At 60.5% G+C, this 20,938-nt stretch carries 20 protein-coding genes; 5 read left to right on the top strand and 15 right to left on the bottom strand.

Annotation, left to right across the window (positions count from 1 at the left end; translation table 11 throughout):
* Positions 1–31: 31 nt before the first annotated feature.
* The 7 genes from nuoF to BN1134_RS16530 form a co-directional block, all read right to left on the bottom strand.
* Positions 32–1,399 carry an NADH-quinone oxidoreductase subunit NuoF gene (nuoF, locus tag BN1134_RS16560; protein ID WP_042048570.1) on the bottom strand — a complete coding sequence of 456 codons (1,368 nt, stop codon included), beginning with the start codon at positions 1,397–1,399 and terminating at the stop codon, positions 32–34.
* Positions 1,396–1,938 (bottom strand): NADH-quinone oxidoreductase subunit NuoE, encoded by a 543-nt coding sequence (gene nuoE, locus BN1134_RS16555; protein WP_084214849.1) that lies wholly within the window; start codon positions 1,936–1,938, stop codon positions 1,396–1,398. The genes nuoF and nuoE overlap by 4 nt, the downstream gene beginning before the upstream one ends.
* A gap of 3 nt (positions 1,939–1,941) precedes the next feature.
* The gene (gene nuoC / locus BN1134_RS16550; protein ID WP_042048569.1) at positions 1,942–3,747 is read right to left on the bottom strand and encodes an NADH-quinone oxidoreductase subunit C/D; all 1,806 of its coding nucleotides are present in this window, start codon (positions 3,745–3,747) and stop codon (positions 1,942–1,944) included.
* 1 nt (position 3,748) lies between these two features.
* On the bottom strand, positions 3,749–4,423 hold the full coding sequence (locus BN1134_RS16545; RefSeq protein ID WP_042048566.1) for a NuoB/complex I 20 kDa subunit family protein: 675 nt from the start codon (positions 4,421–4,423) through the stop codon (positions 3,749–3,751).
* A 21-nt stretch (positions 4,424–4,444) separates the two neighbouring features.
* The gene (locus BN1134_RS16540) at positions 4,445–4,846 is read right to left on the bottom strand and encodes an NADH-quinone oxidoreductase subunit A (RefSeq protein WP_042048565.1); all 402 of its coding nucleotides are present in this window, start codon (positions 4,844–4,846) and stop codon (positions 4,445–4,447) included.
* A 186-nt stretch (positions 4,847–5,032) separates the two neighbouring features.
* Complete coding sequence (locus tag BN1134_RS16535) at positions 5,033–5,908, bottom strand: MotB family protein (protein ID WP_042048564.1); 876 nt, start codon at positions 5,906–5,908, stop codon at positions 5,033–5,035.
* Positions 5,883–6,641 carry a flagellar motor protein gene (locus BN1134_RS16530; protein WP_042048563.1) on the bottom strand — a complete coding sequence of 253 codons (759 nt, stop codon included), beginning with the start codon at positions 6,639–6,641 and terminating at the stop codon, positions 5,883–5,885. The genes BN1134_RS16535 and BN1134_RS16530 overlap by 26 nt, the downstream gene beginning before the upstream one ends.
* 562 nt (positions 6,642–7,203) lie before the next feature.
* On the opposite strand from BN1134_RS16530, the gene BN1134_RS16525 reads away from it, so the two are divergent.
* Positions 7,204–7,527: a hypothetical protein gene (locus tag BN1134_RS16525; RefSeq protein ID WP_156991843.1), complete on the top strand. Its 324-nt coding sequence runs from the start codon at positions 7,204–7,206 to the stop codon at positions 7,525–7,527.
* A 173-nt stretch (positions 7,528–7,700) separates the two neighbouring features.
* Here the strand turns inward: BN1134_RS16525 and BN1134_RS16520 are convergent, their stop codons facing one another.
* Positions 7,701–8,558, bottom strand: a complete 858-nt coding sequence (locus BN1134_RS16520; RefSeq protein ID WP_042048560.1) for a DnaA ATPase domain-containing protein — start codon at positions 8,556–8,558, stop codon at positions 7,701–7,703.
* The gene (locus BN1134_RS16515; protein ID WP_042048559.1) at positions 8,548–9,225 is read right to left on the bottom strand and encodes a DnaT-like ssDNA-binding domain-containing protein; all 678 of its coding nucleotides are present in this window, start codon (positions 9,223–9,225) and stop codon (positions 8,548–8,550) included. Before BN1134_RS16515 ends, BN1134_RS16520 begins: the two co-directional genes overlap by 11 nt.
* A 291-nt stretch (positions 9,226–9,516) precedes the next feature.
* Between BN1134_RS16515 and BN1134_RS16510 the strand changes: the two genes are divergently transcribed.
* Positions 9,517–10,491: a response regulator gene (locus tag BN1134_RS16510; protein ID WP_042048558.1), complete on the top strand. Its 975-nt coding sequence runs from the start codon at positions 9,517–9,519 to the stop codon at positions 10,489–10,491.
* A 41-nt stretch (positions 10,492–10,532) separates the two neighbouring features.
* On the opposite strand, the gene BN1134_RS16505 is transcribed toward BN1134_RS16510, so the two are convergent.
* The 3 genes from BN1134_RS16505 to BN1134_RS16495 all read right to left on the bottom strand — a co-directional run bounded on the left by BN1134_RS16505 (position 10,533) and on the right by BN1134_RS16495 (position 13,449).
* The gene (locus tag BN1134_RS16505; RefSeq protein ID WP_042048557.1) at positions 10,533–11,933 is read right to left on the bottom strand and encodes a peptide MFS transporter; all 1,401 of its coding nucleotides are present in this window, start codon (positions 11,931–11,933) and stop codon (positions 10,533–10,535) included.
* A 213-nt stretch (positions 11,934–12,146) separates the two neighbouring features.
* The gene (gene galU / locus BN1134_RS16500; RefSeq protein WP_042048556.1) at positions 12,147–13,058 is read right to left on the bottom strand and encodes a UTP--glucose-1-phosphate uridylyltransferase GalU; all 912 of its coding nucleotides are present in this window, start codon (positions 13,056–13,058) and stop codon (positions 12,147–12,149) included.
* A 76-nt stretch (positions 13,059–13,134) separates the two neighbouring features.
* Positions 13,135–13,449 carry a ComEA family DNA-binding protein gene (locus BN1134_RS16495; RefSeq protein ID WP_042048555.1) on the bottom strand — a complete coding sequence of 105 codons (315 nt, stop codon included), beginning with the start codon at positions 13,447–13,449 and terminating at the stop codon, positions 13,135–13,137.
* A 162-nt stretch (positions 13,450–13,611) separates the two neighbouring features.
* Between BN1134_RS16495 and cysQ the strand changes: the two genes are divergently transcribed.
* Positions 13,612–14,382 (top strand): 3'(2'),5'-bisphosphate nucleotidase CysQ, encoded by a 771-nt coding sequence (gene cysQ / locus BN1134_RS16490; RefSeq protein WP_042048554.1) that lies wholly within the window; start codon positions 13,612–13,614, stop codon positions 14,380–14,382.
* A gap of 29 nt (positions 14,383–14,411) precedes the next feature.
* Here cysQ and BN1134_RS16485 read toward each other — a convergent pair whose 3' ends face one another.
* Genes BN1134_RS16485 through BN1134_RS16475 form a run of 3 tightly spaced genes read right to left on the bottom strand, consistent with a single transcriptional unit; the run spans position 14,412 to position 16,836 of the window.
* Complete coding sequence (locus tag BN1134_RS16485; protein ID WP_042048552.1) at positions 14,412–14,708, bottom strand: YciI family protein; 297 nt, start codon at positions 14,706–14,708, stop codon at positions 14,412–14,414.
* A gap of 22 nt (positions 14,709–14,730) precedes the next feature.
* Positions 14,731–15,270, bottom strand: coding sequence for a septation protein A (locus BN1134_RS16480; RefSeq protein ID WP_042048551.1), 540 nt, complete (start codon positions 15,268–15,270; stop codon positions 14,731–14,733).
* A gap of 60 nt (positions 15,271–15,330) precedes the next feature.
* On the bottom strand, positions 15,331–16,836 hold the full coding sequence (locus tag BN1134_RS16475; protein ID WP_042048550.1) for a pyridoxal-dependent decarboxylase: 1,506 nt from the start codon (positions 16,834–16,836) through the stop codon (positions 15,331–15,333).
* A 234-nt stretch (positions 16,837–17,070) separates the two neighbouring features.
* Here BN1134_RS16475 and BN1134_RS16470 point away from each other — a divergent pair, with 234 nt between their 5' ends.
* Positions 17,071–18,732, top strand: a complete 1,662-nt coding sequence (locus BN1134_RS16470) for a putative transporter (protein ID WP_042048549.1) — start codon at positions 17,071–17,073, stop codon at positions 18,730–18,732.
* A 205-nt stretch (positions 18,733–18,937) separates the two neighbouring features.
* A partial coding sequence (locus BN1134_RS16465) for a retention module-containing protein (protein WP_156991841.1) occupies positions 18,938–20,938 on the top strand: 2,001 nt, incomplete at its 3' end.

The following is a 20,938-nucleotide window of genomic DNA, read 5'->3' as shown; positions in this document are numbered from 1 at the left end:
GATGCGAGCCCGGAGCCTTCCGGGCCGCTTCCTACCAGCGTTGATCCAGCAGGTTGGGCTGTACGCCCTTGATTGCCTTACGGTTGTCACCCGCACCCTTGATCCCTGCCTCGAACTCCGAGCGGAAGTACTTGATGGCGCTGCCGAGTGGCTCGACGGCGCCGGGGGCGTGGGCACAGAAGGTCTTGCCTGGGCCGAGCTGGCGGCACAGGCGCTCCAGGGTCTCGATATCGCCGCTTTGCCCCTCGCCGAGTTCGATGGCGCGCAGCAGCTTGACGCTCCACGGCAGGCCGTCACGGCATGGGGTACACCAGCCGCACGATTCGCGGGCGAAGAACTCCTCCATGTTGCGCAGCAGCGAGACCATGTTGATGCTGTCGTCCACCGCCATGGCGAGGCCGGTTCCCATCCGGGTGCCGACCTTGCCGATACCGGCGGTGTACATCTGGGCATCGAGGTGTTCGGGCAGCAGGAAGCCGGTGCCGGCGCCGCCCGGCTGCCATGCCTTGAGGCGATAGCCGTCGCGCATGCCGCCGGCATACTCCTCGAACAGTTCGCGGGCGGTGATGCCAAAAGGCAGCTCCCACAGCCCCGGGTTTTTCACCTTGCCGGAGAAGCCCATCAGCTTGGTGCCGTGATCCTCGGAGCCGGCCAGTGCCAGCCCCTGGTACCAGGTCACGCCGTTGCCGACGATGGCCGGCACGTTGCACAGGGTCTCGACGTTGTTGACGCAGGTGGGCTTGCCCCAGACGCCGGAGACGGCGGGGAAGGGGGGTTTGGCACGCGGGTTGGCTCGGCGCCCCTCCAGCGAGTTGATGAGGGCCGTCTCCTCGCCGCAGATGTAGCGGCCGGCGCCGGTGTGCACGAACAGCTCGAAGTCAAAGCCCGAGCCGAGGATGTTCTTGCCGAGCAGGCCGGCAGCCTTGGCCTCGATCACCGCGCGGCGCAGGTTGGCTGCCGCATCGACGTACTCTCCGCGCAGGAAGATGTAGCCGCGGTAGGCTTTGAGCGCCTTGGCACTGATGATCATCCCCTCGATCAGCAGGTGGGGCAGTTGCTCCATCAGCAGCCGATCCTTGTAGGTGTTGGGCTCCATCTCGTCGGCGTTGCACAGCAGGTAGCGCAGGTTCAGGCTCTCGTCCTTGGGCATCAACCCCCACTTCACGCCGGTCGGGAAGCCGGCGCCGCCACGCCCCTTGAGGCCGGCATCCTTGACGGTGCCGACGATCTCGTCCGGGCTCATCTGGGTGAGGGCCTTGCGGGCGGCGTCGTAGCCCTGTTTGCTCTGGTATTCGTCCAGCCATACCGGCTGGCCGTCATCGCGCAGCCGCCAGGTGAGCGGGTGGGTCTCGGCCGCGCGCGCCGTGCGGTTGGCGGTGCCCAGTGAGGAGAGTCTCATTGGTAGCCCTCCAGCGTCTGCTTGAGCGCGGCGGCATCCAGACCACCGTAGGTGTCATCGTCGATCATCATGGCCGGCCCCTTGTCGCAGTTGCCGAGGCAGCAGACCGGCAGCAGGGTGAAGCGCCCGTCGCTGCTGGTCTGGCCCGGCGCTATCCCGAGTTCGTCCTTGAGGGTGGCGAGCACCCCCTCATGGCCGTTGATGTAGCAAACCATGCTGTCGCAGACGCGGATGATGTGGCGCCCGACCGGCTGGCGGAAGATCTGGCTGTAGAAGGTGGCGACCCCCTCCACGTCGCTGGCCGGGATCCCCAGCTCGGCGGCGATGGCGGGAATGGCGCCGTCGGGCACCCAGCCGCGGGCCTGCTGCACTATCTTGAGTGCCTCTATGCTGGCGGCCCTGGGGTCCTCGTAGTGGTGTTTTTCATGGGTGATGGCATCACGCTCGGCGTCGGAGAGGACGAAGGCGTCCTTGCCCTGGCACCCGTGTGCATCTTGTTGTAATGCGCCGCTTTGGCACTGACATTGCTGGTGGCTCATGGCTTAGCGATCCACATCCGACATAACGAAATCGATACTGCCCAGATAGACGATGAGATCCGACACCATCTGGCCGCGGATCACCGAGGGGATCTGCTGCAAGTGGGCAAAACTCGGTGTCCGCACCCGGGTGCGGTAGCTCATGGTGGAGCCGTCACTGGTCAGGTAGTAGCTGTTGACCCCCTTGGTCGCCTCGATCATCTGGAATGACTCGGCGGCGGGCATCACAGGCCCCCATGACACTTGCAGGAAGTGGTTGATGAGGGTCTCGATGTGCTGCAGGGTGCGCTCCTTCGGGGGGGGCGTGGTGAGCGGGTGATCGGCCTTGAACGGCCCCTCCGGCATGTGCTCGACGCACTGGGCGATGATGCGCATGCTCTGGCGCATCTCCTCGAGACGCACCAGGGCGCGATCGTAGGCATCACCGTTGGCGCCCACCGGCACCTCGAACTCGAACTGGTCGTAACCCGAGTAGGGACGCCACTTGCGGATATCGAAATTGAGGCCGGTGGCGCGCAGGCCACCGCCGGTCGTGCCCCAGGCCAGCGCCTGCTCAGTCGAGTAGGCGGCGACGCCTATGGTGCGCCCCTTGAGGATGCTGTTGCGCATGGCCGCCTTCTCGTAATCCTTGAGGCGGGCGGGCAGCCAGTCGAGCAGGTTCTCCTTGATGAGCTGGCGCCACCCCTTGGGCAGATCGTGCGCCACTCCACCGATGCGGAACCAGGCCGGGTGCATCCGCGCCCCGGTGATCGCCTCGATGATGTTGTAGATGCGCTGGCGGTCGGTGAAGGTGAAGAAGACCGGGGTCATGGCCCCCACGTCCTGGATGTAGGTGCCGATGAACAGCAGGTGGCTCTGGATGCGGAACAGCTCGGCCAGCATCACCCGGATCATGTCGACCCGCTGCGGCACCTTGATGCCGGCCAGCTTCTCGACCGAGAGCACGTAGGGGAGGTTGTTCATCACGCCGCCCAGGTACTCGACCCGGTCGGTGTAGGGGATGTAGCTGTGCCAGGACTGGCGCTCACCCATCTTCTCGGCGCCGCGGTGGTGATAACCGATATCGGGCACACAGTCGCGGATCTCTTCGCCGTCGAGTTGCAGCACTAGGCGAAACGCCCCGTGGGCGGAGGGGTGGTTCGGGCCGAGGTTCAGGAACATGTAGTCCTCGTTCTCGTTGCCACGGGCCATGCCCCACTCTTCGGGTTTGAACAGCAGGTTCTCCTGCTCCATGTCCTGCTTGGCGGCATCGAGCATGAAGGGATCAAACTCGGTGGCGCGCGCCGGGTAGTCTTTGCGCAGCGGGTGCCCTTGCCAGCTCTTGGGCATCATGATGCGGGTCAGGTGCGGGTGGCCGTCGAAGGTGATCCCCAGCAGATCCCACACTTCGCGCTCGTACCAGTTGGCGTTGGGGAACTCGCCGGTGGCGGTCGGCAGATGCAGATCGCTCTCTTGCAGCGCCACCTTGAGCATCAGATCGCTGTTACGGTCGATGGAGATCAGGTGATAGAAGACGGTGAAGTCGGCCGCCGGCAACCCTTCGCGGTGGCTGCGCATCCGCTCGTCGACCCCGTGCAGGTCGTAGAGCATCACAAACGGCTTGGGTTGGCGCTTGACGAAACGCAGCACGTCGATGAGCAGTTCGCGCGGCAGCCAGAGCACCGGCACCCCGGTGCGGGTGCTCTGCACGGTGAAGCGTTCGGCCCCGAAGTGGGCGAACAGCTCACCCAGGATCGGTGCGTCCAGATGGTCGCTCGGTTGCCAGAGCGCCATCGCGGGATTGGTCGGAAATTGGTTGGTCAGTCGCATATCAGCTCTCGTCCGGGGTGCGCAGGTTCTTCACGGCGATCCGCTCGCCACGCTTGCGTTCTTTGAGCGCTTCCAGCTGGGGACGGTAGATCCCCTGATCGCCGGCGACCCAGGAGAGGGGGCGGCGCTCCTTGCCAATGGAGTCCTGCAACAGCATCAGGGCTTCGAGGAAGGCCTCGGGACGGGGCGGGCAGCCCGGAATGTAGACGTCGACCGGCAGGAACTTGTCGACCCCTTGCACCACGGAGTAGATGTCATACATGCCCCCTGAGTTGGCACAGGCGCCCATGGAGATGACCCACTTGGGCTCGAGCAGCTGCTCATAGAGGCGCTGGATGACCGGGGCCATCTTGATGAAGGGGGTGCCGGCGATCACCATGAAGTCCGCCTGGCGCGGCGAAGCGCGGATGACCTCGGCCCCGAAGCGGGCCACGTCGTGGGGAGAGGTGAAGGCGGTGCACATCTCCACATAGCAGCAGGAGATGCCGAAGTTATAGGGCCACAGTGAGTTCTTGCGGCCCCAGTTGACGGCGTCGTGCAACACCTCTTCCACCCGCCCGAGCAGGATGCCCCGCTCGGCGTGCTGGGCCAGAGGATCGTCTACAGTCTGGCGTTGTTCTTGCGGATAGCGCTCGATGGGCGCGTCTGGGTCGATCCGGGTCAGGGTGTACTTCATGCGCAAACCTCAGAAAAGGCGTTAATCCTGGTGCTGGTTGAGCGGCTTTTTCTTGGGCGACCACTCGAGGGCGCCGATGCGCCACAGATAGAGTAGGCCGACCAGCAGCAACACAATGAAAATGGCGGCTTCGGCAAAGCCGACCCAGCCGCTCTCGCGCACCGAGACCGACCAGGCAAAGAGATAGAGGGCTTCGACGTCGAAGATGACGAAGAACATGGCAACCAGATAGAACTTGGCAGAAAAGCGTAAGCGGGCGTTGCCGACAGAGTCGACGCCCGATTCGAAAGGCTTGTTCTTGGCTCGTCCCTTGGCGCGGCCACCCAGCAGGGCTGCGAGGCCGATCATGGTGAAGCAAATGGCAAAAGCGGCAATCACATAGACAGTGAAAGCCCAGTGTTGCGCTATGACTCCAGACAACATATGCGGTGTTCCCTACCGAAGAGTGAAACGGCAGGGTAATGATGTCATCTTATGTAACTGCTTGATAGCGTAACGTGATGCGTTTGTGATGTTTTTTAATTAATCGTAACGCTTGATGGTGGTCATGTTTTTATTTGGTAAATAAAAATCCTTCTCATTTGAAGGGCTTTTACCGCTATTGAGACTCTAGTGGAGCATAGGAAGCTGCTGCTCGCTGGGGGAGCCCTGCGACAAGGTGATCTCGACGCGGCGGTTGGCCTGGCGATGCTCCGGGTTGTCGTTGGCAAAGCGAGGCTGGGCATCGGCGCGCCCCTGAGCGACGATACGGCTGGCGGCGAGCTCCTTGTTGGTGATCAGGGTGTGTACCACGGCGGCGGCGCGCAGCACCGACAGCTCCCAGTTGTCCCGGTAAAGCTCGGCTGGAGGCGTGGAGTTGTCGGTATGCCCGGTCACGGTGACCGAGCCCGGAATGGTGGTCAGCACAGTGGCGATCTTCTCCAGCAGCGGGATGAACTGGGGTTGCAGGAAGGCGGAATCGGCGGGAAACAGCGCCTTCTCGCCGATGCGGATCACCAGCTGGCTGCCGAGCTGCTCCACCTCGATCTCCTTGCTTTCGATCTGGCTCTTGAGACTGTGCTCCAGCTTATCTTTGCTCTGTTTGATCCAACCCTGGGTCTCCGGGCTGGGATGGGGCCAGGAGTTGGTCTGATCCGGCTTGGCCGACTGGCCTATGGTCTCATTGATGGGGTCGGAGGCGGGGGCGTGATCGCTCTCCATCACGCTTGGTTTGTTCTCGGTGCTGACGGTGCTGCGTGATTCTGGCTCGAGGATGCCGGTGCCGCCCTGCAAGACGGGGGAGCCGGCTGGCGGCGAGATGAGCCCAATCTTGCCGAGCGACTGGATAAAGCCCTGAATGATGACCCGCACCTCGGACTGCTTGGCCATGGCGAAGGAGTAGAGCACCACGAAAAGGGCGAACAACAGGGTCATGAAGTCGGCATAGGAGACCAGCCAGCGCTCATGGTTCTCGGGCGCTTCAGCCTTTTTCTTTTTCATTGCCATCTTCTCCTGTGTAGGGGCTCAGGCTGATCTGCAGGCGCTGCTGAGATTCACCATCCATGATGCACATGATGCCGGTGAGGGTCATCTCCTTGTAGTGGCGGATCTGATGGGCAAAGGCTTTATAGCGGTTGCCGAAGGGGAGAAAGATGAGGTTGGCCGCCGATACCCCGTAGATGGTGGCGATAAAGGCCACGGCGATGGCGCCGCCGAGCTTGTCCGGGGCATCCAGCAGCCCCATGGCGTGGATCAGGCCAAACACAGCCCCGACGATCCCCATGGTGGGGCAGTAGCCGCCCATGGCCTCATAGAATTTGACGGTCTGCTCTATGTCTTCGTGCTCGAACTCGATCTCGTTTTCCAGCACTTCATGGATTTTCTCTTTTTCATAGCCGTCGACCATCATCTGGATCCCCTTGCGCAGGAACGGATCCTGGATCTGATCGAGCATCCCCTCCAGTGCCAGCATGCCGTTGCGGCGGGCATTACCAGCCAGCTCTTGCAGCAGTTCGGATTGGGCGCGCAGGTCGGTGCGCAGGGGGCTTATCAGCCACTTGAAGCGTTTCATGGAGGCGCCGATGACCGAGAAGGGGAATTGGGTCATGGCCGCACCTATGGTTCCCCCGATCACGATCATGAAGGCCGGCAGATCGAGCAGGGCGCTCGGGTGCCCGCCCTCGATCATGTTGCCACCGAGGATCACGAGGACGGCAAACAGTACACCAATCAAACTCATTGCTGCGTATCCTTTGCATCAAATGTCATGAGTTTCGCCAGGCCGCTCTTGGCTGCGAAGAGCCGGCAGGGCCCGCCATGGTAAGTCGAAGCATGATCTATATCCATATATGAAACAACAGATTAATTCTGCATTGAGTGATAAGTCATGGTTTCGCTTCCGCCTTGCCGTGGGGGCTAAAAAGGAGGGGAAAAGAAGATGCCCTGTGTCGTGGATAGCCCTCTTCTTTTACTGGCTGGGGCTCGGTGGCAGCGGGTCTCAATAAGCTTCAATTGGCTGTGGCTGACCAACATCCGAGGGTGCCATATTCCAGGGGGAAGTCCGGGTGAGCGGGGGGAGATGAGCCTTGGATCTCGTGGCATGGCCATGTGGTTACATCGGCCTTAATCGGGGAAATATATCGAGTTATCTGGCATTAATGACACCAATTGTCTGTGTGTGATGTGATTTTCAATCTTTGTGGCGGCGCTCACCAAAATGTAAACTGATCGTTTCATTTCCTTATCGACCTGCTCACTATGTCTCCAATGACGCCTTTCGGAGGCATGCTATGGTGTGCAAAGTGAGACTTTCCATCCTGCGTGAACTCGCAGAATTTGGTCTTTACCGGGAGTTTGTTCGCTGTCGGGATGAGGCGCCGGACAGTGGAGAGGCGTGCATTGCTGAGTTGACGGGGATGTTGGTGTCGCCGCTGGGTGGGGGACGCTGGCTGCTTGATGATGGCGCCCGGCTCAGGGTGATCCTGCTACCCAGGCCGGAGGGATACAGGCCCGGGCAGTTTGTCACCGCGATGCAGTGCCGGGTGCTTCGTCACGGTATCCACACCCGGCTTTGGGCTGGGGAGTATCGTGACTGGAAACGAGAGGGGCAGGAGGCGCAGAACTGAGAGATATCTCTCACATTTGTGTGCAGAGGCTATGTAAAACGTTTGCGCGTCATTATTATCGCCGTTGCCAGTTTAGGAGGTGTCCCCTTCTAAAGTTTCTTGCGGCGTAAGTCGCAATTCCGTAGCACCTTTTTTCAAGGCCCACTATCTCAAGATAGCGGGCCTCGTTTTTTTCAGCCGGAGTAGTGGCCAATGTTGGGGCGACGGCTCGGCCCTGCGAGGTGAATGTCGACCGGATTGAAGGCCTTGATGGCCTCAAAGCTGAAGTCGCCGATGGCGCGGTGCAGGCTTTCCGGTGAGTGGTTAGTGATGAGAATGACACTACGGGAGAGGTTGCGACGCCGGCGCAGCAGGTGGCCGAGGAAGCTGGACTGGCTCTCGGCCAGCTTGGCGCGGTTTGCCGCCACCTCATCGACGATCAGCAAATCGACCTCTTCCAAGGCTCGGCGGTACTGGTTGCGCTCCTCCTGATCTTCGATGACGTTGAAGAACAGGCGATCGACGATGGAGGCCCACTGCTGGAAGATCACCGATTTCTGGTGGCGTTCGATGAGTTCATGGGCCACGGCGCCAGCCAGGGTGGATTTACCGGTGCCATAGTCGCCATAGATGAGCATGCAGCCGCCGCCGCTCTTCTCCCAGTGCTCGAAGCCGCTGATGAAGTAGCGAGCGGTTTCGATGGGGTATTGCAGGCTGGGATCGTCGTGATCCATGCGTTCAAACACCCACTCCGGATTCAGGTCGGCTTGGGCGATGAGACGCGAGATCCGCTCCTGACGCGCCTGTTTTTGCAGCTCGCGCACCTCGGCATTGGCCTTGGCCTCGTACTCTTTGCGCAGGGCCTCGTACTCGTAGTGTGAGCCACCGGTCTCGCGTTGCAGGCGCCGGATCCGATCCAGCAGTGTGCCAACATGACGTTGCAGATCGGGATCATGGGGCTGGCGTCCTCGCTTTTTTTCGCGCTGGAGCTGCTGGCGCTTGGCCTCGATATCAGCCAGCGCCTCTTTCAAGGGATCCTGCTCATTGGACATCATCTTGTTCCTTTTGCTGGGTCAGGCGCTTGGCCTCTTCAATCATTTCCTGGGCCCGGCGGCTGGGGCCCGATTCGGCGACCGGCGGGCGGGCCTGCTGGTAGCCCTGGGCGGCAGACTCTGCTGGGGGACGGCGGATATAGCGCCGGGTCTTGATCGCCCGGACAAACTTGAGCATCCACTGATGCTGGTTCTCGAACACCTCCGGCCTTCCCAGCCAGTAGGCGATAAACTCGCCAAGTTCTTCCTCACCGTAGCTGCAATCGATGACGCCACACAACCGGGCAAGGGCGGGCAGGGCATCATCGGGTCGCCATTGCAGATGCATGGGGAAGGGGCGCTGGGGCAGTGGAGAGCTGGTCTCCTCCTCCAGCAGGGGCAATCGGAAGGTCTGCTGGTGGTAGTGCTCACCGCTCTGCTCGCACTCGAGCAGCCCGGCCATGACCAGTTCATCGAGCAGGCCGGTCAGTTGCCTGGCATTGACCTGAAAGCTGAAACCGGAGGGATCGCTCGGGTCCACGACCGCCAGGGCACGCCCAAGCACCGGGTAATTGATGACCCGGGGCTGATGCTCCAACCAGATCCGGCGCAGTTGCAGGCAGTAGAGCGTGCGGGCCGGGTGGGAGAGGCGGGGGTGTTCGAGCGCACTGTATTCGGCTGGGGTCATATGGCTTATTGGAGAAGGTTCCTGCGAGCATTATCCCCGAAGCGGGCGTTGCAGACAAACGAGCGCATCGTACGGTGAAAATGTGTCTCTGTCGCAGGGGAAACGGAGTCGAACTGGCAATCTACACCGAATTAATGGCGAACGATGGCTAAGCGGCTGGCATGTTTTCTGACATTGAACGCTATTGACCGGAATATTATTCTCAGGCAATCGTGGTACACGCCCTTTGAGCTGAACTAGTCTTAATGGCGATGCCTTCCCCTTTTCACCCTCTTGCCGAGCCGTCGCTGTATGTTGGAAACCGGAATCCGAATACTGGTCATCGAGGATGATGCGATCTTTCGCCATCAGCTGGTCTGCTATCTGGAGATCTGTGGTGCCCGTGTGTTTGAGGCCGAGGATGGGATTGAAGGGGTGGCCGCCGCCGCCTTGTATAAACCCGAGCTGGTGCTGTGCGATCTCAACATGCCGGCGATGGATGGCCATGAGGTGCTGGCCTGCCTGCGGGTGCGTTATCCCGAGCTGCCGATCATCGTGATTTCGGCCCAGAGCCGGATGGATGTGGTGGCGCGGGTGCTCCGGGCCGGCGCCAGGGATTTTTTGATCAAACCCATCCGTGACTGGGAACTGGTGCGCTTTAGCATCGAACAATCCCTGAACCATACCCCGAGTGCGATGCAGCAGCTCGAGCTGCTTGAACACATGGATGCGCTGCGGCGCGACGATCGTCTGGCAACCCGTATGGTGAGACAACAGCTGGACTCGACCCTGCAGGAGTGGGGGCCGTGGCAGGTGACCAGCGAGGGGATGGGCCATCTGTTCATTGTCGAGAGCTTTCGGGTCTCCCGTTCCCTGCTCATCCTGGTGATGGAGCTGCCGCTGCTCGGGCAGGATGGCCCTTTCTGTTCGGCATTGGTCCGCATGCTGATGAACGGCCCCTATCGCCAGTATCAGGAGGGAGAGAGCCGGCTGTTGGAGCAACCGGCGAAGCTGCTCAGTTATCTCAACTGGCACCTGTGTGAATCGGGGATCCGCCAGCCTGTCAGCGTGGCAGCGCTGCTCTTCTCGCCTGACGACAACCTGCTGCTGGCTAATGCGGGTCTGGCGTCGCCCCACTGGTTGGCGCGTTGCGGTGGCATGCCACTTGGGTTACTGCGTGATACCGACTATCCCTTGCACCGCCGTAGCTGGCACGCCCCCTTCTCGCTACAGGTCAGCAATGAGTCCGGGGCGGAGCTCAACCTATGTATCCAACATCAGCAGTAACAAAAAAGGGCGCCTAGGGCGCCCTCTCTCATTGAGATCCATCAGATGGTGGAAGCGTGTGGCTTCCCTTGCTCTGCGGCCTCCTGATGGGTGGCCGGACCTTCGGCACCATGCATCCAGTAGACCAGACGGTTTGCCATCAGTAGCAGCAGGGTGGCGCTGATGGTGGCCGCCACGGCGATGCCACCGAAGATGGCTAGCGGGCCGGACTCGCCGACGAAGGAGCCGACGAAGCCTGCAATATAGTTGGCAAGGGCATTGAAGCCGAACCAGGCACCCATCATGAGGGAGGCCAGACGCAGCGGAGCCAGCTTGGTCACCATGGAAAGGCCGATGGGGGAGAGGCAGAGCTCGCCCAGGGTATGGAACAGGTAGGCGCCGATCAGCCAGAACATGGAGGTCTTGACGGCACTGTCACCACCTTGTTGCAGCACGGCTCCGACCATGAACAGGAAGCCGATGGCGAGGAACAGCAGACCCATGGCGAACTTGACCGGAGAGTTGGGTTCACGTTGCCCCAGTTTGACCCACACGGTGGCGATGATCGGTGCGAGTGTGATGATGAAGAAGGGGTTCAGGGACTGGAACCAGGCGGCAGGGACTTCAAAACTGCCAATCATTCGGTCGGTGTACTCCTGAGTATAGAGGTTCATCAGCCCTCCGGCTTGTTCAAAACCGGCCCAGAAGATGATGGTGAACAGGCCCAGCACCAAGATGACCTTGATGCGATCCCTCTCCTGCTTGGTTAGGGGGTTCTTCTGCTTGTTCAGACTCTTTTCTACTGCCCGCTTGGCTGCCGGCACACGGCCGATATCACCCAGAAAGCGCTGGGCCATGGTGGCCTGCAGCAGCAGCGAGATCAACATACCGATGCCGGCGCCGACGAAGGCGGCCTGCCAGCCGAAGGCATTGGCGGCGGCGCCACAGATCACGCCCGTCAGCAGGGAGCCGAGATTGATCCCCATATAGAAGATGGTGAAGGCACCATCACGGCGGTGATCTCCCTCTTCATAGAGATCCCCCACCATGGTGGAGATGTTGGGCTTGAACAGACCATTACCAATGATGAGCAGGGCAAGACCGGAATAGAAGACGGTGAAGACTTGATCCGGGAACAGGGAGTGGGGGAGGGCCAGGGTAAACTGACCGGCGGCCATCAGGGTCGCGCCTATCAGAATGGCTCGGCGTTGGCCGAGGAAGGTATCGGCCAGCCAACCACCAATGAGCGGGGTGATGTAGACCAGACCGGTATAGATGCCGTAGAGCCTGAGTGCATCGGCTTCATTCCAGCCGAGACCGCCATTGGTGGTCTGGGCGGTGAGATAGAGAACCAGAACGGCACGCATGCCGTAGTAGGAGAATCGCTCCCACAGTTCAGTGCTAAAGAGCAAAAAAAGCCCTTTAGGATGACCTAAAAAGGTCCCTTGAGACGGGGTTTGCATGGAACTTCCACCTGTGTTTACTGTTTTATTTGTGATTTTATGCAAGGGCTATGGAAATAGCCTTATTTCTTATAAAGCAATGGTAGGTTAATTACAAGAATATGATTTAACGTATTTTTATTATTTTGTTGATGAATTTTTGTTGATTTAAAGAAAAAAGGGCATCGAATGATGCCCAGTTTTTTATGCTGAATTATTCAGAAATATTCAATATTACAGTTGGTTGGCAAACGCCTTCAGCCAACTGATGAATTCACCATTAAGTTCGCGATGACGTACCGCATACTCGACGTTGGCTTTCATGTATCCCATTTTGCTGCCGCAGTCGTGGCTCTTGCCTTTCATGAAGTAGGCGTTGACCTGCTCCTGATTGATCAGCATGGCGATCGCATCGGTCAGCTGGATCTCGTCTCCGGCGCCAGGCAGGGTCTTCTCCAGCAGCGGCCAGATGTTCGAAGAGAGCACATAGCGGCCGACGACGGCGAGGTTAGATGGGGACTCATCCTTGGCCGGCTTTTCCACTATGGCTTGCATCGGCAATGACATACCGGCGGCCAATGTCTCACCGTTGATGTCGGCAATACCGTATTTGTCGACTTCGCTCTGCGGCACCTCTTCCACCATGATCTGGCTGACCCGCTGCTCCTCGAACAGATGCACCATCTCGGAGAGGTTGTCGCGGCTGGGGTCGCTGGCGGCATCATCGAGCAGTACATCCGGCAGCAGTATGGCGAAGGGATTGTCACCAATTAGTGGACGGGCGCACAGGATGGCGTGGCCAAGACCTTTGGCTTCCCCCTGGCGAACATGCATGATGGTGACATCCTTCGGGCAGATGGCCTGCACTTCTGCCAGCAGCTGGCGTTTTACCCGCTTCTCGAGCGTGGCTTCCAGTTCGAAACTCTTGTCGAAATGGTTTTCAATGGAGTTCTTGCTTGAGTGGGTTACGAGGACGATCTCCTTGATCCCGGCGGCAATGGCTTCATTGACCACGTATTGGATCAGCGGCTTGTCGACGACCGGCAGCATTTCCTTGGGGATGGCCTTGGTGGCGGGCAGCATGCGGGTGCCGAGGCCGGCAACGGGAATGATGGCTTTGCGAACTACGCTTGGCGTCTTTTTCATTGATGAGTCCCATCGGGAGGGTAATTGCCGGCATCTTACTCCAAGAAGAAACGGGCGGCCACTAGCCGCCCGGGGGTTATTTTACGACGATGCTCTGCCGGTTCGACTCCAACGTGGCCGGCCCGATGCCGCTGACATCGGCCAGTTGTTCGACCGAGGTGAATTTGCCCTGCTTCTCCCGATAGTCAACGATCGCCTGCGCTTTCTTGGCTCCGATCCCCTTGAGCTGGGTTAATTGCTCGGTACTGGCGGTATTGATGTTGATTTTGCCGGGGCTGGCGGCCTCCACTACCGTGCTCTGGGGTTTGGCGGCGGGTTTCTCTGCGGCTTGCAGGCCGGTCAGGGGGAGGGTGGCCAGCAGCATGGCCAGCAACAGATTCCGTGTCTTCATGGTGCGTTCCTCGACGGTGGAAAAACCGTTTTAGGTTTAGGAGAACGGTCTGTAGGGCCTATGTCAGATTTGACACGGGCATACCCCATCACGAATAGCTATAAGCCTGGGGCTGGCGCTGCTATATGATGGCAACATGATGAAAAATTGAGGAAAAATAAGATGATGCTAACCACTGAGCTGCGTGCTGCCGTCTGTCGCGTGGCTCGCGCGGCCGGAGCGGAGATCCTCGATGTCTACGGACAGGCGTTCGCCGTCGAGCACAAAGCCGACCATTCGCCTCTGACAGAAGCTGACCACAGAGCCCATGACTGCATTGTTCAGGCCATGGCTGACTTGACCCCCACCATTGCGCTGCTCTCGGAAGAGTCCCCTGCCCAGGTGCAGGAAGCGCGTCGCCAGTGGCATCGTTACTGGCTGGTGGACCCCCTTGATGGCACCAAGGAGTTTGTCTCTCGCAATGGGGAGTTCACCGTCAACATCGCATTGATTGAAGGGGAGCGAGTCGTATGGGGGGTGGTCTATGCCCCTGTGCTGGATGTTTTGTGGGAAGGGGGGCGCGAGCTGGGGGCGTGGCGCGAAGCACAAGGGGAGCGCAGCGCAATACGCACCGTCCCCCATCAGGAAGGGGAGCGGTGGCGGGTTGTTGGCAGCCGTCACCATCTCAGTGCTGAAACGCTCGACTATCTGGCGCCGCTTGGGGATAACCTGGAGCTTATCTCCCTCGGCAGTTCGCTGAAACTGTGTCTGGTGGCCGAGGGCAAGGCGCACCTCTATCCGCGACTGGCCCCCACGTGTGAGTGGGATACGGCGGCGGCGCAGGCGGTGGTCGAGGGGGCGGGTGGCAAGGTGACCACCTTGGAAGGCGTCCCCCTTCGCTACAACAAGCCCGAGATCCTCAATCCCTGGTTTGTGGTCAGCGCGAGCGAATAAAAAAACACCGGGCAGAGCCCGGTGTTTTTTTAGAACACCTTCTTAAACGGCTTCACCGTCACCTGGGCGTAGACACCTGCGGCGACATAAGGATCGGCATTGGCCCAGGCGCGCGCCTCGGCATAGGAGGCAAACTCGGCGATCACGGTCGAGCCGGTAAAGCCTGCCTCACCCGGATCTTCTGCATCGATGGCCGGGTTTGGGCCGGCAACCAGCAGTCGCCCCTCATTTTGCAGTGTTTGCAGGCGGGCCAGATGGGCCGGTCTGGCCTCTTTGCGCATGGGCAGGCTGCCCGGGACATCTTCGGCGTAGATCAGGTACCACATGTGACTCTCCTTGTGTTAAACGCTATTTCTTCTGCTCGGCCGGCAGATGGCGATAGAGATAAAGGCCGCTGAGCAGGGTGAACACCAAGGTCATGCCAAGCAGGCCAAACACCTTGAAGTTGACCCAGACCTCTTGTGGCAGGTTGAAGGCGATATAGAGATTGAGGGCGCCACACAGGGCAAAGAAGCCGACCCAGCCGAGGTTGAGGCGATCCCAGACCCCGTCCGGAGCGGTCAGCTCCTTACCGAGCATCTGTTTGATCAGATTCTTGCCAAAGCCGTAGCGGCTGATCAGCAAGGCCAGTGCAAACAGTTCGTTGATGACGGTGACTTTCCACTTGATGAAGGCATCGTTGTGAAAGATGAGGGTCAATGAGCCAAAGAAGGCGACCACCACGAAGGTGATGAGCTGCATCTTCTCTACTTTTCGATACTTCAGCCAGTTGTAGAGCAGTTGCAGGGCGGTAACCACCACCAGCGCGGCCGTGGCGTAATAGATGTCGTAGAACTTGTAGATCGCAAAGAAGACGATCAGCGGGATAAATTCGATAAATTGTTTCATGTCGAGGTCGTCAATTCGGTGTGGAAATCAGTGTACCCGAGTCGGTTCGGGCACAACAGCTCAGGTAAATAACTCTCGCGCCAGTTCGGCGCCAAGGCGCTTTTGCTCTGCCAGCAGCGCCTCAATATGTTCGCGGCGGATCTGCGGGTTAAGCAGCACGGCGCGCAACAGGGTCAATGGCTGCTCGCCATAGCGGGTGACGCTGCGAGCGGTGCGGGAGACAAAGCTGTGCCCCTCGGCCCGCTGGCGTTTTTGCAGCGCAATATTGAAGGCATTGATCTGAATATTGTCTGACTCATCCGGGGTGCGCCCCTGCAAATGGGGTGGAATGCAGCGGTAGGCCAGCAGGTTCATCACCGGGGCCGCCATCAGCTCGAAGGCGGGATCGGCCTCGATCAGGGTGGCCATCAGGCGGGCTCGGTCGTAATTCTCCTCGATGAGGCGGGCGTAACCACTCAGCCCTATCAGGTGGAAGGCGGCGTCCAGATAGAGGGCGTTGGCCGGGCGAGTGCCTTCCAGGGTGAAGCGCCCCTGATCGAACGAGGTGGCGCGGATGGCGTAAGGGGCCTCGCGCTTGACCGCCATCATCAGGCCGGGCTCACGGCACAGCAGCATGCCGGTGCCAAGGGGGACCAGCAGCTGCTTGTGCCCGTCCAGGGTGACGGTGTCGGCTCGTTCCATGCCGGCCAGCAGATCGCGGTAGCGCGACGAGAAGCGGGTCGGGCCTCCCCAGGCGGCATCGATATGCAGGTGGATATGCTCCCGTTGGGCGATGTCGGCCAGCTCGGGCAGGGGATCGATGGAGCCAAAGTCGGTGGTTCCCGCCACCCCGACGAGGGCCAGCACCTTGATCCGCTCCGCCTTGCAGCGGGCCAGCTCGGCCTCGAGGGCGGGAATGCTGAGGCGGTTGTGCTCATCGACCGGCAGACGGTGCACCGCGCCGGCGCCAGCCCCCAGCAGATCCATGCCTTTGTCGAACGAGTAGTGCATCAGGCGTGAGCCGAGCACGGCCACCCCGCGCCACCCTTCGGCCGCCAGGGCGAACAGGTTATCGCCGCAAGCACGGTTGCGCGCCAGCCAGAGCGCCGTGACGTTGGCGATGGTGCCACCGCTGGTCATGACGCCGAGGGCGGAATCCTTGGCATGCATGTGAGTCTGGTAAAACGCGTCGTCCTGGTCATAGACCAAGCGATGCAGGCGGGCCAGCGACTCGCGCTCGAGGAAGCTGAGCAGGCGCGATGACTCCATCTTCATCGGGTTCTGATTGAGCATGGCCAGCAGGCGTGACAGCTCTCCGGTATAGGCCGGCAACGGCGCCGTCATGTGTCCCATGTAGCGGGGAGAGGCGAGGTGGGAGATCCCGGGCAGCAATCCGGCCAGCCGCTCGACGTAGTTGGCCAGCGATGCCTCGCCAGAAGGCATGCCGGCTTCACTCAGCTGGTGGATGAAATGGGCGCGATCGTAGGGCAGGCGACTGTCATCGGTCTCGTGGAAGGCGCGGATCAGGGCGCTGATGTGACCATCGAGATCCTGATGGGGAGAGAGAAACAACTCGTCGAATTTCATTGGCGGCCTACACTCCATGCTCGATGCGCCGGACTGGGCGCAGAGCATACCGCAAATGGCCGGGCATGGCAGCAGGAGCGGCGTAGGGAGGGAAAAGTCCGATAGGGCCTTATAGATTAACCCTAAATTGGTAGATGAAAGGGCGTTATTTCATTAAAACGTGCTCTTAAACACAGTCCTTTCGGGGGGGAACTGAGAAGCTAAGAGCAGTTTTTCTTTTGAGGATACAGACAGATGAGTGATATCGCACTCGCCATCAGCATACTGGCGCTGGTGGCCGTGTTGGGTCTGTGGCTCGGTAATTTGCGAGTCTATGGAGTCGGTCTCGGCATCGGTGGCGTTCTGTTTGGCGGCATTCTAGTCGGTCATTTCGCCGGCCTGATGCAACTTGAGCTGGATGCTCATACCCTGCACTTCATTCAGGAGTTCGGGTTAATCCTGTTCGTTTATACCATTGGTATCCAGGTGGGCCCTGGTTTCTTCTCTTCCCTGCGTAGCTCGGGGTTGAAGCTGAACCTGTTTGCCGGCCTGATCGTCCTGCTGGGCGGGCTCATGGTGGTGTTGCTGCACCACGTCTTCGACGTGCCGCTGCCGGTTATCCTCGGGATCTTCTCGGGAGCCGTGACCAATACCCCCTCACTCGGTGCCGGCCAGCAGATCCTCTCCGAGCTGGGGGCCGATCCCGGGATCACCGGGTTGATGGGGATGGGGTACGCGGTGGCCTATCCGTTTGGCATCTGCGGCATTCTGCTGACCATGTGGCTGGTGCGCCTCGCTTTTCGTATCAAGATCGACAACGAAGCAGCCGAGTTTGAGAAGCACAGCGGCAAGACCACCGAAAGCCTGCACACCATCAACATCGCGGTTCGCAACCCCAACATGAACGGGCTGATGATCAGCGAGATCCCGAGCATGAACGAGGCCGATATCGTCTGCTCCCGCCTAAAACGCGGTGACGATCTGATGGTTCCGCGCCCGGATACCCGGGTGGAGCTGGGGGATCTGCTGCACCTGGTGGGGGAAAAACAGGCGCTGCACAACGCTCTGCTGGTGCTCGGTGAAGAGGTGGAAACCTCTCTCTCTACCCGGGGTACCGACATGCGGGTGGAGCGGGTGGTGGTGACCAACGAGCAGGTGCTTGGTAAGAAGATCCGCGATCTCGATATCAAGCAAAAATACGATGTGGTCATCTCCCGCCTCAACCGGGCCGGGGTCGAGCTGGTGCCAACCAGCCAGACCAGCCTGCAATTTGGTGACATCCTGAATCTGGTCGGGCGACTCGACGGCATCGAGGCGGTGACCAGCATAGTCGGCAACGTGCAGCAGAAACTGCAACAGGTGCAGATGTTGCCGGTCTTCATCGGCATCGGGTTGGGGGTACTGCTCGGCTCCATCCCCTTCTACCTGCCGGGTTTCCCGGCTGCACTCAAGCTGGGGTTGGCCGGCGGCCCGCTGGTGGTGGCGCTGATCCTGGCGCGAATTGGCAGCATAGGCCGTCTCTATTGGTTCATGCCGCCGAGTGCCAACCTGGCGCTGCGCGAGATCGGCATCGTCTTGTTCCTGGCCGTGGTGGGGTTCAAGTCTGGCTCGGGTTTCTTCGAGACCCTGCTGCATGGGGATGGTCTGGCCTGGATGTTTTACGGGGCAATGATCACCTTCATCCCGCTGCTGACGGTCGGCCTGTTGGCCCGCTGGTATGGTGAGATGAACTACCTGACCCTGTGTGGCATGTTGGCCGGCTCGATGACGGACCCTCCCGCCCTGGCTTTTGCCAATGGCATGCATGCGACCAGCGGTGCCAGTGCGCTCTCTTATGCCACTGTCTATCCACTGGTGATGTTCCTGCGCATCATATCGCCACAACTGCTGGCACTCCTGCTCTGGGCAGGAGCCTGACCCCTACCACCAAGGCCGCTTCATGCGGCCTTGTTTTTTGATGGGTTTCAGCATTGCCATCCGAATGAAATCTTTCGGGTTTTACGTTGCATCTCTCTTTGGAGTGAGAGATTCATTCGAAATTTATCACTGGTTGTAGGTCTTTTCCGATCGTTAAAGTAGACGCTCAAAAAACTGTCCCTGAATAAGGAACGAGGAGCGCTCAATGAGTACCACCAGGCTGCAACAGGATGTTGTCATCACCCACGTTAACGGCACTGCCTATGTCATCGCCGACGATGGCTCCCGGCAACCGGTGCAGGTGGGAGATCACTTGCCCAAGGGCAGCGTGGTGGAAAGCCAGGGCGAAGGACAGTTAGAGATGCGTGCGGCTGATGAGGCCGTCCCCGAACCATTGGCGGCGCTGCCCGGCGCAGGGGCTCCCGACGATATTGCCGCGTTGCAACAAGCCATCATGCAGGGGGTCGATCCGACTCAGGCCTTTGAGGCCTCGGCGGCAGGGGGCGCGCCCGCCGCAGGTGGTGCAGGGGGTGTTGCTGGCGCCAGTAATGGCGGTTTTGTCGTGGTCGACATGAACCTGAATCAGACCATCGCCACCGCCGGCTACGATACGACGGACGAGCAGACCGCCGCTCAAGTTCAAGCGAGTGACACAGGTTTGCAGGCGGACACCACGGCGCCGGGAGCGCCGACGGTCGAGATCCTCGACGGTGATGGCGTCATCTCAGACACCGAGCGCCAACATGGTGTCGATATCGTGATCCGCCTGCCGGGGAGTGCCCAGAGCGGCGACACCCTGAATGTGGATTGGAACGGCGATGGACAACCCGATTTCAGCAAGCTCCTGACCGAGGAGGACATCACCTCGGGTCAAGTGACCACCACGATTCCCTCTGGCAGCCTGCCGCTGACCGGGCCGGTGACCGTGGATGCCACCCTGACCGACACCTCGGGCAATCTCTCGCCCAAGGGCAGTGACAACAGCGTGGTGAATGCGGCGCCGGAGGCGATCAACGACGCCTTTACTGTGGCCGAGGATGGCTCCATCACCCTGAACGTATTGGGTAACGACCTCGACACCGAGGGCAACCCCCTCACCATCACGGCGATCAATGGCCAGACGATTGCCGAGGGGCAGAGCCTCCTCATCGAAAACGGCGCCGTGATGCTGAGCAACGGCCAGCTGATCTTCACGCCCGGAGCCAACTTCAACGGCGACATCAGCTTCCAGTACACCATCAGCGACGGCGTGAACGCCGATACGGCCACGGTGAGCGGTCGCGTGACCGGCGTGAATGATGGGGCCGTTATCGCGGGTAGTGACAGTGGTGGTGTGACCGAAGATGAGAGCTCCCCGACCCTGCTCGAGAGCGGCGCCCTGACCGTGACCGACGTAGACGGGGCTGACGAGGCTAAGTTTGTGGCCGGCAGCGGCACGCCGAGTGACGGCGCGCTGGGCCGCCTGACCATCAGCGAAACGGGCGTTTGGACCTATCAGGTTGCTAACAGCCAGGTGCAGTTCTTGGGCGAAGGGGAGACCAAGGTCGAGCGCTTCACCGTCCAGAGCGTGGACGGCACCCGCCATGTTATCACCCTGACCATCACCGGCACCGACGATCTGCCGCAGATCTCGTCCGGCAGCGGCGCGGTGACCGAGGGGGATCAGATCCCGGTGACCGGCACCCTGAGCGCCAGCGACGCCGACAACCCAGATCTCGCCTTCGTGGCCGGCTCGCAGCAGAGTGACTACGGCCGCTTCGAGGTGGACGGGCAGGGGCAGTGGCGCTTCGTGCTGGCGGACTCCGCCCGGGTCGACGCCCTGGCGGCCGGTCAGCAGCAGCTGGAGCAGTTCACCGTGCGGCTGACTGACGGCTCGACCACCACGGTCACCATCACCATCACCGGCACCGACGACGCCCCGGTCATTTCGGCCGGCAGCGGCGCGGTGACCGAGGGGGATCAGACCCCGGTGACCGGCACCCTGAGCGCCAGCGACGCCGACAACCCGGATCTCGCCTTCGTGGCCGGTGCTCAGCAGAGTGACTACGGCCGCTTCGAGGTGGACGGGCAGGGGCAGTGGCGCTTTGTGCTGGCGGACAACGCCCGGGTCGATGCCCTGGCGGCCGGTCAGCAGCAGCTGGAGCAGTTCACCGTGCGTCTGACTGACGGCTCGACCACCACGGTCACCATCACCATCACCGGCACC

This window comes from Aeromonas simiae (assembly GCF_000820125.1).
GTDB lineage: Bacteria > Pseudomonadota > Gammaproteobacteria > Enterobacterales > Aeromonadaceae > Aeromonas > Aeromonas simiae.
Note: the sequence above shows the minus strand (reverse complement) of the source record. Positions and strands in the feature narration are given on the sequence as shown.

What these genes read in the sequence shown, in the direction of transcription:
- nuoF (WP_042048570.1), bottom strand. Translation starts at nt 1,399, where the DNA reads ATGAGACTCTCCTCACTGGGCACCGCCAACCGCACGGCGCGCGCGGCC.
- nuoE (WP_084214849.1), bottom strand. Translation starts at nt 1,938, where the DNA reads ATGAGCCACCAGCAATGTCAGTGCCAAAGCGGCGCATTACAACAAGAT.
- nuoC (WP_042048569.1), bottom strand. Translation starts at nt 3,747, where the DNA reads ATGCGACTGACCAACCAATTTCCGACCAATCCCGCGATGGCGCTCTGG.
- BN1134_RS16545 (WP_042048566.1), bottom strand. Translation starts at nt 4,423, where the DNA reads ATGAAGTACACCCTGACCCGGATCGACCCAGACGCGCCCATCGAGCGC.
- BN1134_RS16540 (WP_042048565.1), bottom strand. Translation starts at nt 4,846, where the DNA reads ATGTTGTCTGGAGTCATAGCGCAACACTGGGCTTTCACTGTCTATGTG.
- BN1134_RS16535 (WP_042048564.1), bottom strand. Translation starts at nt 5,908, where the DNA reads ATGGCAATGAAAAAGAAAAAGGCTGAAGCGCCCGAGAACCATGAGCGC.
- BN1134_RS16530 (WP_042048563.1), bottom strand. Translation starts at nt 6,641, where the DNA reads ATGAGTTTGATTGGTGTACTGTTTGCCGTCCTCGTGATCCTCGGTGGC.
- BN1134_RS16520 (WP_042048560.1), bottom strand. Translation starts at nt 8,558, where the DNA reads ATGTCCAATGAGCAGGATCCCTTGAAAGAGGCGCTGGCTGATATCGAG.
- BN1134_RS16515 (WP_042048559.1), bottom strand. Translation starts at nt 9,225, where the DNA reads ATGACCCCAGCCGAATACAGTGCGCTCGAACACCCCCGCCTCTCCCAC.
- BN1134_RS16510 (WP_042048558.1), top strand. Translation starts at nt 9,517, where the DNA reads ATGTTGGAAACCGGAATCCGAATACTGGTCATCGAGGATGATGCGATC.
- BN1134_RS16505 (WP_042048557.1), bottom strand. Translation starts at nt 11,933, where the DNA reads ATGCAAACCCCGTCTCAAGGGACCTTTTTAGGTCATCCTAAAGGGCTT.
- galU (WP_042048556.1), bottom strand. Translation starts at nt 13,058, where the DNA reads ATGAAAAAGACGCCAAGCGTAGTTCGCAAAGCCATCATTCCCGTTGCC.
- BN1134_RS16495 (WP_042048555.1), bottom strand. Translation starts at nt 13,449, where the DNA reads ATGAAGACACGGAATCTGTTGCTGGCCATGCTGCTGGCCACCCTCCCC.
- cysQ (WP_042048554.1), top strand. Translation starts at nt 13,612, where the DNA reads ATGATGCTAACCACTGAGCTGCGTGCTGCCGTCTGTCGCGTGGCTCGC.
- BN1134_RS16485 (WP_042048552.1), bottom strand. Translation starts at nt 14,708, where the DNA reads ATGTGGTACCTGATCTACGCCGAAGATGTCCCGGGCAGCCTGCCCATG.
- BN1134_RS16480 (WP_042048551.1), bottom strand. Translation starts at nt 15,270, where the DNA reads ATGAAACAATTTATCGAATTTATCCCGCTGATCGTCTTCTTTGCGATC.
- BN1134_RS16475 (WP_042048550.1), bottom strand. Translation starts at nt 16,836, where the DNA reads ATGAAATTCGACGAGTTGTTTCTCTCTCCCCATCAGGATCTCGATGGT.
- BN1134_RS16470 (WP_042048549.1), top strand. Translation starts at nt 17,071, where the DNA reads ATGAGTGATATCGCACTCGCCATCAGCATACTGGCGCTGGTGGCCGTG.